This is a genomic window from Xanthomonas campestris pv. campestris str. ATCC 33913, assembly GCF_000007145.1.
GTDB lineage: Bacteria > Pseudomonadota > Gammaproteobacteria > Xanthomonadales > Xanthomonadaceae > Xanthomonas > Xanthomonas campestris.
This window is the reverse complement of sequence record NC_003902.1, coordinates 2,880,999-2,893,444: the sequence shown is the minus strand read 5'-3', so window position 1 is coordinate 2,893,444 and position 12,446 is coordinate 2,880,999. Positions and strand designations below refer to the sequence as shown.

Below are 12,446 nucleotides of genomic sequence, written 5' to 3'. Positions count from 1 at the left end.
GTGATGCACGCGTGGCGTGGCTGCGCCGCATGCCTGCGACGAACTGTCGCAGTCGCATGCGGGCAAGCGCGAGCGCGGTCTAGAGCGAGAGCTTGGAGCGCTTGGGCAGTTGCGCCCGCAAGAACGCCATCTGGTCGGACAGGATGTTGCGGTTGGACAGGATCAGATGCTCGATCCAGCTCGGCCGGTAGGGCACGGCCAGCAGCGGCATGTGCGCCTGCTGCGGTGTACGGTTGGCCTTGCGCGAGTTGCACTGGAAGCACGCGGTCACCACGTTTTCCCAGCTGTCGCGGCCGCCCTTGGATACCGGCATCACGTGGTCGCGGGTGAGGTGCGGGCGGCTGAAGTGCTGGCCGCAATACATGCACAACTGCGAGTCGCGTGCGAACAGGGCGGTGTTGGTGAGGGTGGGCGTGGGGTCGAGCGCGCGCGAACGGGCGTGGCCGCGTGCCGCAATGATTGGATGCAGCTCCAGCACGCTGCGCTCGCCGGTGAGGCGCGAGACGCCGCCGTGGATCTGCATGCAGGGCTCGCCCAGCGTCCACGACACCGCATCGCGTGCATACAGGCAGGCGGCGTCTTGCCAGTTGATCCAGTCCAGCACACGGCCATGCGCGTCCAGGGAGAGCAGGCGCACGGTGGGCAACGGCGGGGATGCGGCGACAGCGCTGCCCGTGACCGGGGCGGGGAAGCCTCCGGGGACGATCACATCACCTACGTGCGTGTCTGTCTCCATCGGGAAAACAGCTTATACCCGATCGTTGACAGTTTGTGTATCTGCGGGATCTCGGCGGTTGTTCGACTGTGCGGGCGGCGGCGGTGTGTGCTGTGAAGTCATGGGTGGCCAGGACGATCCCGCGAATGGCCGCACAGCGCCTACAGGCGCGCGCGGCAGACACGGGCGCCATCGACAACGGCGCCATGCACCGTAGGAGCGCACTTGTGCGCGATGTGGCGTCACCGATAAGGCTACGAAGCGTCACCGGGGAAGCTTCATCGCGCGCAAGCGCGCTCCTACGCGCGGCTGGTTTCTGATGCGTTGGCGCGCCCAGCCCGGCCCTACGCTGGTTGCTGCAGGCGCTGGCCGAGCACGTCGGCGTCTTGCATCTCTCTAGAGGGTGCATCTCAAGAACACCAAACCCGCTCGCGCCCACGCTTTGCCAACGTCGGCCGCCTGCTGAGCTGGCGCGCTGGCCCGATCGGCCCAACGGCCTAACTAACGGTCGCGAGGCGCAAGCGGCACGCGAGCCACGCGAGCGATGCACATGCGCCTGCCATCGACGCACGTGTAGGAGCGCACTTGTGCGCGAAGGAGCGTTACCGAGAAGGCTTCGAAGCGTTGCCGGGAAAGCTCCATCGCGCGCAAGCGCGCTCCTACGTAGGGCTGGCGTCCGGGTAGGGCGCTTTCTTCAGCATGGCCGAAGGGTGACTAGCCGCAAACGCTTGCACGCACCCGCACCCGCACCGGCACCCGCACCCGCACCGACACGACACGACATGACAGCGACGCCCGCATCGACACCCGACAAGCCCCACTCTCAAGGCACATCGGTCACGCAGGGCAACATCGCAGCGACACGGCTGCTCACCCCTGCCAAAACAACTCCGCTTCCAGCGTCATCAACGGGGCGGCGCCGCTGCGGATGGTGGCCGCGTGGGTGAGGGTACGCGGCAGGATCCGGGCGAAGTAGAAGCGCGCGGTCTCGCGCTTGGCGCGCTTGAACTCCTCGCCGTGCGCGGAGGCGTCGGCGGCCGCCACGCTGCGTGCCCACCAATAGGCCAGCACCACGTAGCCCGAATAGAACAGGTAGTCGTAGCTGGCCGCGCCCAGTTCGTCCGGGTTGCGGGCGGCGCGGTCGAGCACGTCGCGGGTCAGCATCGCCCACTCGCTGGCCTTGTCGCGCAAGGGCTTGATGAACTCGGCCAGGGCCGCGTTGTCGGCATGCGTGTTGGCAAAGGTTTCCACATCGGCCAGGAACAGCTTGAGCCCGGCGGCCTGGCTGCTGGCGGTCTTGCGGCCGATCAGGTCCAGCGCCTGGATGCCGGTGGTGCCTTCGTAGATGGTGGTGATGCGGGCGTCGCGGGCCAGCTGCTCCATGCCGTATTCGCGGATGTAGCCGTGGCCGCCGAAGCACTGCAGCGCGTGATAGGTGTTTTCCACCGACCACTCGGTCTGGCAGGCCTTGGAAATGGGGGTGAGGAAGCTCACCAGCGTCTCGGCATCGGCGCGCTCCTGCTCGCTGCCGCCGCGGTGCGCCACATCGACCAGGCTGGCAGCGTGCAGCGCCAGCAGGCGGCTGCCTTCGGTCAGCGCCTTGATGGTCAGCAGCATGCGGCGCACGTCCGGGTGGACGATGATCGGGTCGGCCGGCTTGTCGGGGAATTTGGCGCCGCTGATTGCGCGCGATTGCAGCCGCTCGCGGGTGTAGCGCAATGCGTTTTGATACGCGCGCTCGGAAAGGCCAATGCCCTGCAACCCCACGCTCAGGCGCGCGGTATTCATCATCGTAAACATGGCCTGCAGGCCCTTGTGCGGCAGGCCGACCAGATAGCCCTGCGCGCCCTCGAAATTCATCACGCAGGTCACCGAGCCCTTGATGCCCATCTTGTGTTCGATCGAGCCGCAGTGCAGCGCGTTGCGCTCGCCCACGGTGCCATCGCGGTCCACCTTGAACTTGGGCGTGACGAACAGCGAAATGCCCTTGGCGCCGGCCGGTGCGTCCGGCAGCTTGGCCAGCACCAGATGCACGATGTTGTCGGTGAGGTCGTGCTCGCCGGCGGTGATGAAGATCTTGGTGCCGGTGATGGCGTAGCTGCCGTCGGCGTTGGGCTCGGCGCGGGTCTTGAGCAGGCCCAGGTCGGTGCCGCAGTGCGGCTCGGTCAGGCACATGGTGCCGGTCCAGCGGCCATCGATCAGCGGCTTGAGGAACACCTCCTGCTGCCACGCTTCGCCGTGCTGGCGCAGCGCTTCCATTGCGCCATGCGAGAGCAGCGGGAAGTTGCCCCAGGCCAGATTGGCGGCATTGATCATCTCGCTCAGCGGCACGCCCAGCGTGTGCGGCATGCCCTGGCCGCCGAATTGCGGCTCGGCGGTAAGCCCGTTCCAACCGCCTTCGACAAACTGGTCGTAGGCCGCGCGGAAGCCGGGCGGGGTGGTCACCGCATGGGTGCTCTTGTCGAAGGCGCAGCCGATCTCGTCGCCGATGCTGTTGAGCGGGGCCAGGACCTGGGCGGTGAAGCGGCCGGCTTCTTCCAGCACGGCGTCGACGATGTCGGCACTGGCGTCGGTATAGCCGAGCCGGGCGAACAGCGCCTCGGCGCCGAGCACGTCGTACAGGCCAAAGCGGAAGTCGGTCAACGGTGCGATGTAGCTGCTCATGCGGGATCCTTGAAGCGTGTGCGTGGAGGCGTGCGCGTCAGCGCAGCACGCCGTTGAGGCCCGGGGCCGGGCTGAGCGTGTTGCGCGAATCAACCGTGAACTCGCGTTGTTTCTTGTCCTGCGGGGTGGCCCACACCGTGCCTTTGAGCGTGTACGGCAGCGAGCGGCCACCGGCCAGCACATCGGCAATGGTGATGCGGCCGAGCGAGGCGGGCTGCAGGCTCACCGTCACGACATCGGCGGTTTCCGGGCCGATCGAAATGCCCACCGCCTGGTCGAGTTTGCCGGCAACCCCATCGCCCATGCCGATCTCCAGCGCCACGCGCTCGAAGCGCATCGGAATGCTGCTGTAGTTCTGCAGGCGCAACTCCACCGACCAGCCACCGTCCGGGCGCACGGTCAGCTGCTGGATACGGGCAGTCGGCTCGGAGACACGGCGAACCGCGCCGCCACCGCAGGCGCTCAACAGCAGGCCGCACGACAGCGTCACGATCAGGAGGCGAAAGGCACGGTGCATGAACTCGGTTCCTTGGCGGGTTGGTGCATTGCCAAGAATACTACGCAGTACGGTGCCCGCCGGGCGGTGGCCGCCCTCAGCGCAGTGGCGCCGCCACAATCAGGGGCGACAGGTCGTAGCCCATCTGCGTGGCGGTGGCCTTCAACTGCTCGAACTGCGCGCGCGGCATCTCTGGCGAGCGCGACAGGATCCACAGGTACTTGCGATCCGGCTCGCCGACCACCGCCCACTGATAGTCGGGATCGAGCGCAATCACCCAGTAGTCCGCCCAGACCAGCGGGATCCACGACAGCCATTCCGGCGCGAAGCGCACCTGCAACTGCCCGGGGTGCCCGGCCACCGGGCGTGCCACGCCGTCGGCCTGGGTCAGGCTGCCATCGGCAACGCGGCAGCCATTGCGCACCCCGATCAGGCCGTCGTCGCGCAAGGTGTAGCTGGCGGTGATATCGCTGCGGCATTTCTTCTGGAACGACACCGGTAGATGGGCGATCTCGTGCCACTGCCCGGCATAACGCGAGATATCCAACGCCGGCACGGCGCGCACCGGTTGCTGCGCAAGGGCAGCCAGCGGCAGCAGGGCGGCGAATGACAACAACAGGCGAGGCAGGCGCATGCGAATCTCCAAAGGACGCGCGCAGGCTAGGCCATCGGCGCCCCCGCTTGGCGTGAACCGGCGCAAGAAACCGGGCTGCGGCTCAGCCCCAACACGACATGCGCGCGAACGCTTGCCGAAATCCCGCACGCTCGTTATGATGCGCCTCCTCGCAACGCAGGCATCGCGTCGCAGGCAGTGGCCGAGTAGCTCAGTTGGTAGAGCAGGGGATTGAAAATCCCCGTGTCGGCGGTTCGATTCCGTCCTCGGCCACCAGTTCTAAGCGTTGCAGCGCGGGCGTTTCGCCCCTTCTAGCCGCTGCTGATATCAAGAATTTTGAAGTCTACCTGCGCAGATTTGCACCAGGCGCGAAGGTTCACTCTTGCGTTGCATCTGGCGATGGCGTCCAGTGACCGATCCATTCCATTCCATCCGGTGCGACGTGATCGGGATGCACGCCAAGCCACCGTGTTGCAGTCACGCGCACCGGCGTGCAGGTGTTGACGCTGCGGCCGAATGAAGTGCCGCGTTGCGTGCTGGGCTAAGAGCGGCTAACAAAACGTAGCGAGCAATCGTCAGGTGGGTGCGGACGGCGCGGAGGAAACCGGAGTGTACGTGGGTACATGCCGATTCCGAGCACCGGCCGCGCCCGCCTTGAGGCTGCGCAGTCGTTTTGATAACTGCTCTAAAACCTGATTGCACGCGCTGGCCGTAGTGCGGCGCACGCCTGGCATCGCACGACCAGGCCGCGATCCAGGTGGTGGAAGGGCTGCATCCGGTGGTGGATACGCTTTGGCTGATCCAGCGCGCCGAATGGCCGTTGTCTGCGCGCGCGCAGCAGGTGGTGGCCTGCATGCACGCAGTGTTCGCGCAGCAGGTGCCGGCCACGCAGCAGCGCAGTGCTGTGCAATCGCGCCGAAGCAGAAAGCGCTGAGCCAGTTGGGCCCGCTTGCGGCTACAGCAGCGACACGCAATGCAGCTGCGTCTCCAGATATTTGCGCAGGATGCGGTAGCAATCGCGGTCGAATGCACCGGGTGTCGCCTGCAAACGGCGTGCGCCCGCCAACGAGGTGGCGCTGCCCAGATAGTGCCAATCGCGCAGCACATGGAACTGGGTGCGTTGCGCGCCTTGCTCCTTCAGCGCGATGGCGCCGGGAAATGGCCACGCCGCCTGTTCCAGATGCTGCAGCACGCTGCGTAGCCGTTCTTCGTGCGCGTCCAAGGGCTCGGCACCATGGCAGGCGCCGCTGCAGCGTTTCAGCATGGCGCGGAAACAGGGCCGGCCTGCTTGCAGCCGCTCCAGTCCCAACAAGCCGTAACAAAGATGATGCTGGTCGGCGAGGCGGCGCAACGTTTCCTTGGCCGCACGGGGGCTGGAATACAGCCCGTACAACCAGGGCGCTGCCGCCGGATCGATCTCGCCGGAATGTTCGATCGACACCTCGCCGCGATACAGCCGGATCGAAAACTGGCGCGGGATCCGCCGCAGCTTCTGGTTGTACAGCGGGCGCAGGGTCTTGATCAGCTGCGACTCCAGCAGCTGTGCGCCGATGTCACCGGCCATTTCGATCACCTGGATGCTGCGCGTCTGACGCAGCAGCGAGGCTTCGGCCGCGTTACGGAAATGGTCCATGACGCGGTTGCGCAGGTGGATGCTCTTGCCGATGTACAACGGCAACGTGCTGCTCTGTCCATGGAACAGATAGACCCCGGGCGTGGCCGGCAAGGTGTCCAGTTCTGCACGCAGATGCTCGGGGTAGGTGTAGTCCGGAGCGCCCCAGCTGCGCTTTGCCCGCTCAGCGCGCCCCACCATCGCCGGCCTCCTGTCTCGGTGGTAACGCGTTGCTTGGCGCGATGCCAGGCGCGCAGTGCCGCCGTTCAATCAATGTGGTGCGGCGAGTAGCCGTTGTGGTGCGTGTCATCGGCGGCGATGCTGCCAAGCACGCGTCTCAGTGGATGAGACGCGCGGTCATCGGACATCAGACGGCGGCCATGGCGCAGCGCTGCGCCCACCAGGCCGCGCGGCAGTGAACGGTTTAGCGTTTTGTCGCAGCACAACGACCGGCAGGCGGACGGAAGTTGTGGCGATGCTGGCGGGCGCGCTATCGTCTCGCCCGCGACGGGCACAACCGATGCCGCACGCGGGCAGTCTTCACGGGGAGTCGCTAACGCCATGGAGCATGCACGACGCTGTCGACCGCCCGCCGTTCGATGGCAAGACGCATCGCGCACGCCTGCCGTATTTCCGGCAGTGGTCCACCCCAACTACGTCAGACGCGATGCCCGTTGATCCCAGTGGTGATTCGTTTTCCTTCCTTGCCGGTGGTGGCGAAATGGGCGCGCGGATGCGTGCGCACGACTGGAGTGGCTCGGCGCTAGGGCTGCCGTCGCAGTGGCCGCAATCGCTGCGTTCGGCGCTGTCGATCTGCCTGAACTCGCCGGTGCTCGCCACGGTGTTGTGGGGCCCGGACCTGGTGATGCTCTACAACGACGCCTATATCCCGTCGATGGCCGATCGCCATCCGTGGGCGTTGGGCCAGCCGGTCTCCGAGGTCTGGGGCGCGTCCTGGGAACAGGTGGCGCCGCCGTTCCGCCGATGCCTGCAGACCGGCGAAGGTTTCGAGCAGCGGCATGTGGAACTGCCGATGGTGCGTCGCGGCGTGCCGGAGACGACCTATTGGAACTTCAGCGCCGCACCGATCCGCGGCGAAGACGGCAGCATCGTGGGCCTGTTCAACCAGGGCATCGAGATCACCGAGACGGTGCGCGCCGATCGCCTGCGCGCCGCCGAAGCCGAGCGGCAGCGCCGGCTGTTCGAACAGGCCCCCGGGTTCACCGCGATCTTGCACGGCCCGGAGCATGTGTTCGCCTTCGTCAATGCCGCTTATTTACGGCTGGTGGGCGGTCGCGACATGCTCGGCATGAGCGTGCGTGCCGGCCTGCCGGAGCTCGAAGGCCAGGGCTTCTACGAATTGCTCGACAGCGTCTACAGCACCGGCGAGCGCTTCGTGGCGTCGGCCGTGTCGATCCAGCTGCAGCGGACCGGTACCGGCGCCGAGCAGCGCTTTGTCGATTTTGTCTATGAGCCGGTCAAGGACGATGCCGGCCGCGTCACCGGCATCTTCGTGCAGGGGTTCGACACCACCGATGCGCAGCAGGCGCAGCAGGCCTTGCGCGAGAGCGAAAAACGCTACCGCATGCTGTTCGAAAACATCGACGCCGGCTTCTGCATTGCCGAGGTCAAGTTCGATGCGCAGGGTCAGGCAATCGACCATCGCATGCTCGCGGTCAATCCGGCCTTCGAGCGGCATACCGGCCTGACCGATGTGGTGGGCAAATGGTCGAGCCAGTTGCTGCCCGGCATCGAGCAGGAGTGGCACGAGGCGTATGGCCGCGTTGCCCGCAGCGGCGAGCCGCTGCGCTTCGAGCGCGAGGCCGCACGGCTGGGGCGCTGGTACGACGCGCACCTGTTTCCGGCCGGCACCCACGACAATCACGTGGCGATGCTGATCGTGGACATCACCCCGCGCCGGCGGGTGGAGCAGCAGTTGCGCGACTTGAACGAGACGCTGGAGCAGCGCGTTGTCGAAGCATTGGCCGAGCGGCGCCTGTTTGCCGACTTCGTCGATAGCACCGACGCGGCCGTGCTCGCTTGCGACATGGACTTCACCATCCTGGCCCTCAACACCGCCAGCGCCGAGGCTTTGCGGCTCGCCTATGGGGTATCTGCGCATGTGGGCGACAACCTGCTAGGTCTGCTCGACGGCTTGCCCGAACATCGCGCGCAGGTGGCGCGCCACTGGGGCCGCGCGCTAAGTGGCGACGAGTTCCTGGTGCTGGAGGAGTTCGGCGACCCGGCACGCGCGCTGCGGCATTACGAAGTGCGCTTCAGCCAGCTGCGCGATCGCCATGGCGGACGAGTGGGCGCCTTCCAGGTGGCGCAGGATGTCACCGACCGCGTGCAGACCGAAGCCAGTCTGGAGGTGGCACGCGAGGCGTTGCGGCAGAGCCAGAAGATGGAAGCGGTGGGGCAGCTCACCGGCGGGTTGGCGCACGACTTCAACAATCTGCTGACCGGCATTTCCGGCAGCCTGGAGTTGATGCAGACACGCATGGGCCAGGGCCGCTTCGACGATGTGGAGTGCTACATCGCGGTGGCGCAGAAGGCGGCCGGCCGCGCCGCAGCGTTGACCCATCGCCTGCTGGCGTTTTCGCGCCGGCAGACGCTCGCGCCCAAGCCGACCGATGTGAATGCATTGATTGCCGGCATGGAAGATTTGATCCGGCGCACGGTGGGGCCGTCGATCGAACTCACCACGGTGGCCGAGCAGGCGCTGTGGCCCGCGTTGGTGGACCCATCCCAGCTGGAAAATGCGCTGCTCAACCTGTGCCTCAACGCGCGCGACGCGATGCCGGACGGCGTCCGCATCACCATCGAAACCTCCAATAGCTGGTTGAACCATTCCGCCACGCAACAAAACGAAGTGCCCGACGGCGAGTACCTGTCGTTGTGCGTGAGCGACACCGGCACCGGCATGCCCGAAGACGTCATTGCGCGCGTGTTCGAGCCGTTCTTCACCACCAAACCGATCGGCGAGGGCACCGGCCTGGGGCTGTCGATGATTTACGGTTTTGCGCAGCAGTCCGGTGGCCAGGTGCGGGTGTCGTCGACCGTGGGCGAGGGCACCACCGTCTGCATCCACTTGCCGCGGCATCTGGGCGATGCCACCGGCGATGCGCAAGCGCGCACGCTGCCGGCGATGCCGCGTTCGCAACAGGGCGAGACCGTGCTGGTGGTGGACGACGAACCCAGCGTGCGCATGCTGGTGGCCGACATCCTGGAGGAACTGGGCTATACCGCGTTGCAGGCGGTGGACGGCGCATCCGGCTTGAGCGTGCTGCAGTCCGATGTGCGGATCGATTTGCTGATCACCGATGTTGGCTTGCCGGGTGGCATGAACGGGCGGCAGATGGCCGATGCGGCGCGGATCGCGCGGCCGCGCTTGAGCGTGTTGTTCATTACCGGCTATGCGGAAACCGCCGTGCTGGGCGCCGGCCAACTTGCGCCGGGCATGGCCGTGCTGACCAAGCCGTTCGGTATCGATGCGATGGCGGCGCGCATTCGCGAGATGATTCGCTAGGTGTTCGCGGCAGTGCTGTGCGGTGGCATCGCGTTGCCGCGCCTGCGCGAGATGCACAGACAGTAGGGCGCTCTCAGGCGCCCGGTCTCAGGTCAATGACATACACCGTGAGCGCTTCCGGAGAGCGCATGGCCCTCCGGAAGCGCCGCGCGGTCAGCGATTGCCGCCGCCGCTGGACTGGCCGCCCTTCTTGCCGGCTTCGCGTGCTTCTTCCGAGCTGAATTCGTGTGCGTTGCCGCTCTGATGGGCTGCCTTGCCGCCCTTGGAGGCGATTTCCCGCTGCTTGTCTTCATCCATCGAAGCAAAGCCGCGGTTACTGGTGCCGCCCTGGTTTTGGTTCTGATTTGCCATGGAGAGTTCTCTTGGTTCGTTGCTTGGGGAATGCACGCACGCGTTTGCGTGGTGCGAGGCAGAGCATCGCGCCGCCTGCATAAAACGCACGTCGGCGATGCGCCAATCGCACGTGAGCGCATAAGCGGACTTGGCGATTTTTCTTCACTGCCAAGAAACGGGCGATGGCGATGGCGATCGCTGGCGCGTAGGCATGTGGACGGATGCGTTCGCGTTCGGTCGCGCATGCCCAGACGCACAGGCAGTTGCACGGCCGGCTATGCTGCACGCCCGGAACGAAATGGATGAGCATGCAGATGCGAGGTCACGCAGCGGCGATGGTGTTGGCAACGGCGATGGCAACCGGCCCCTGTGCCGCAGCGGCGCTGCCGCCCGAGCTGAGCGCGCACCTGCCTGCCGGCTATACGCTCATCCAGGCGGTTGATGCGGATGTGAATGGCGATGGCCGACGCGATTACCTGGTGGCGTTGCGGCGCGCCGACGAAGTAGCGCAGATTGCCGCCGGCAAGGATGCACCGCAGCGGCTGTTGCTGGTCCTAATGCAGACGGCCGATGGCCGCTTTGTCGAAGCCGCGCGCAACGCGCAGGTGATCTTCAAGGCCGATGACGGTGGGCAGTGCGATCCGTTCGAAGACGACGGCCAGGGGTTGGTGGCCAAGGGCGCCTATTTCACCGTGCAGAATGGCGTTGCATGCGGCCAGCACTGGACCGACTACATCACCTTCCGCTACGACCGCACGCAGCGTGCAGTGCTGTTCCATGTGCGCATCATCGAAGACTGGGTGACCAACCCGGACGCAGAGCGCGATGGCGAGGCGCTGCGTCTGAGCCGGCACGAGGTGATCAAGGCCGACCCGCGCAAGCCGGTGTCACTGTCTGCCTACAGCCCCATCGGTGGCTGGGTGTCGCGCTAACGTGATGGCGTGATCCGCAGGCGAGTGCCGGGCCTGGCATCGGCGTGTGCCGCGCGTTTGCTGCGTTATCTGCGCAGCGCCGGTGTGTGGCCGGCGCCTGCGCCGTGCGGCGAGCCCGCAGCGTGATCGCGCGGCTCAGCCAGCCGGTTGCCGCGGCTCCGCGCCACGCCGGTAGACAAACAGGCGCGGCGCCTTGGCGACGTGCACCGAGGCCTGGCGTTCGCCGGCAATCAATGAAAAACCGATGTCGGCCAGCATGCGCGACAAGGTGTTCGCATTGCCGCGGCCGGGGTCGCTGATCACGATTTCGCAGGCCGGTTTGGCCAGGTCGGGAATCAGCTTGGCCAGCAAGGTGGCGTGGCGGGTTTCGTAGAGCACGTCGCTGGCGATGATCATGTCGAACTGGCCCATGTCCGCCGCGCCCGCGTCCCAATCCAGGCGCCGGTACGGCACCGATTCCAGCGCATTGAGCGCAGCGTTGTAGGCCAGGAAGACTTCGGCCAGCGGGTGATGGTCGCTGGCCACGATGTCGGCGCCGCGGCGGCGCAGCACCAGGCTGGCCAGCCCAAGGCCACAACCGAGTTCGAGAATGCGTTTGCCGGCCACCGGCCGGGTGGCCATCGCTTCGGCCAACAGCTGGCCGGCGGGCCAGACCTGGCCGAACAGGCTCCACTGCGCCGAGGAAATCCCCGCATCTGCGGCTGTCTGGTCGGGGTCTGCGTATTGCTGCTTGTCCGCCAACGCACGGATGCTGAAGGTGTGCTGCCCGAAGGTCAGCGCATGGATCTGGGTCTGATAGCCCGGCATGGTCGCGTCGCGTGATCACCAGGCGCGCAGGCCGGCGGAGAGAGAAGAGCGCGCAACGGCGCCAGAACGGCCGGACGAGACGCAGGAGCTGCGTGGTGCACGCGCATGCTACGGCAAACCCGACCGTGGCGCGTTAGCGCGCGCGGTGCGTGCCGGCAATGGCGCGCAGCCCGGTGCTTGCATGCAAGCCGGTGGCTGCCGTCATGGTCGCGGCATTGAACGCGTGGAGACGAGGATGAAGCACTGGGTGTTTCTGGCGGTGGCAATCGTTGCGGAGGTGATGGCGACGGCGGCGCTCACATCCAGCGAAGGCTTCACCCGGCGATGGCCGTCGCCGCTGACCGTGCTCGGCTATGCCGTGGCGTTCTATTGCCTGGCGGCGACGTTGCGGGTGATCCCGGTCGGCATCGCGTACGCGCTCTGTTCCGGAGCCGGCATCGTGCTGATCTCGCTGGTGGCCTGGCTGGTGCATGGCCAGCGGCTGGATCTGCCGGCCATGCTGGGCAGGGCGCTGATCGTGGCCGGTGCGGTGGTGATCAATGTGTTCTCGAAGATGGCGCCGCAGTAACGGCGCACGGCGGGGACACGTCTCCCGCGCGCCGAGCAAGACCGGCAATCGTCTGCATCGCGGCTGTCCACACGCTCCGCAGCGAGGGTGCCGGGCAGTCACCCGGGCGCAGCTACGTTCGGCTGCAATCAAAGGTTGCATCGCGGTCATTTGCCGGTCTGGAAAGGCTCACGGATG

10 protein-coding genes, 1 tRNA gene and 1 other RNA gene are annotated in these 12,446 nt (G+C 66.4%); 4 read left to right on the top strand and 8 right to left on the bottom strand.

The window, feature by feature from the left end; all coding sequences use genetic code 11:
* Positions 1–79: 79 nt before the first annotated feature.
* From XCC_RS12655 to XCC_RS12640, 4 genes are all read right to left on the bottom strand, one after another.
* Positions 80–736, bottom strand: a complete 657-nt coding sequence (locus XCC_RS12655) for an HNH endonuclease (protein WP_011037574.1) — start codon at positions 734–736, stop codon at positions 80–82.
* A gap of 849 nt (positions 737–1,585) precedes the next feature.
* Positions 1,586–3,379, bottom strand: coding sequence for an acyl-CoA dehydrogenase C-terminal domain-containing protein (locus XCC_RS12650; RefSeq protein WP_011037573.1), 1,794 nt, complete (start codon positions 3,377–3,379; stop codon positions 1,586–1,588).
* A 37-nt stretch (positions 3,380–3,416) separates the two neighbouring features.
* Entirely contained in the window at positions 3,417–3,896 is a 480-nt protein-coding gene (locus XCC_RS12645) for an LEA type 2 family protein (protein ID WP_011037572.1), read from the bottom strand.
* Between the two features lie 76 nt (positions 3,897–3,972).
* Complete coding sequence (locus XCC_RS12640; protein ID WP_011037571.1) at positions 3,973–4,509, bottom strand: lipocalin family protein; 537 nt, start codon at positions 4,507–4,509, stop codon at positions 3,973–3,975.
* A gap of 179 nt (positions 4,510–4,688) precedes the next feature.
* On the opposite strand from XCC_RS12640, the gene XCC_RS12635 reads away from it, so the two are divergent.
* Positions 4,689–4,764 (top strand) — tRNA-Phe (locus XCC_RS12635).
* A 273-nt stretch (positions 4,765–5,037) separates the two neighbouring features.
* Here XCC_RS12635 and XCC_RS12630 read toward each other — a convergent pair.
* Both XCC_RS12630 and cho read right to left on the bottom strand, forming a co-directional pair.
* Positions 5,038–5,113, bottom strand: a non-coding RNA gene (locus tag XCC_RS12630) — sX9 sRNA.
* 330 nt (positions 5,114–5,443) lie between these two features.
* The gene (gene cho / locus XCC_RS12625) at positions 5,444–6,301 is read right to left on the bottom strand and encodes an excinuclease Cho (protein ID WP_011037569.1); all 858 of its coding nucleotides are present in this window, start codon (positions 6,299–6,301) and stop codon (positions 5,444–5,446) included.
* A gap of 367 nt (positions 6,302–6,668) precedes the next feature.
* Between cho and XCC_RS12620 the strand changes: the two genes are divergently transcribed.
* On the top strand, positions 6,669–9,629 hold the full coding sequence (locus XCC_RS12620; protein ID WP_228442132.1) for a PAS domain-containing protein: 2,961 nt from the start codon (positions 6,669–6,671) through the stop codon (positions 9,627–9,629).
* Between the two features lie 153 nt (positions 9,630–9,782).
* On the opposite strand, the gene XCC_RS12615 is transcribed toward XCC_RS12620, so the two are convergent.
* Entirely contained in the window at positions 9,783–9,980 is a 198-nt protein-coding gene (locus XCC_RS12615) for a KGG domain-containing protein (protein ID WP_014508120.1), read from the bottom strand.
* Positions 9,981–10,264: 284 nt separating this feature from the next.
* On the opposite strand from XCC_RS12615, the gene XCC_RS12610 reads away from it, so the two are divergent.
* Entirely contained in the window at positions 10,265–10,894 is a 630-nt protein-coding gene (locus XCC_RS12610) for a hypothetical protein (RefSeq protein WP_019237551.1), read from the top strand.
* 135 nt (positions 10,895–11,029) lie between these two features.
* Here XCC_RS12610 and XCC_RS12605 read toward each other — a convergent pair whose 3' ends face one another.
* The gene (locus XCC_RS12605; protein ID WP_011037565.1) at positions 11,030–11,701 is read right to left on the bottom strand and encodes a class I SAM-dependent methyltransferase; all 672 of its coding nucleotides are present in this window, start codon (positions 11,699–11,701) and stop codon (positions 11,030–11,032) included.
* A gap of 235 nt (positions 11,702–11,936) precedes the next feature.
* Here XCC_RS12605 and XCC_RS12600 point away from each other — a divergent pair, with 235 nt between their 5' ends.
* Positions 11,937–12,269: an SMR family transporter gene (locus XCC_RS12600; protein WP_011037564.1), complete on the top strand. Its 333-nt coding sequence runs from the start codon at positions 11,937–11,939 to the stop codon at positions 12,267–12,269.
* Positions 12,270–12,446 lie beyond the last annotated feature (177 nt).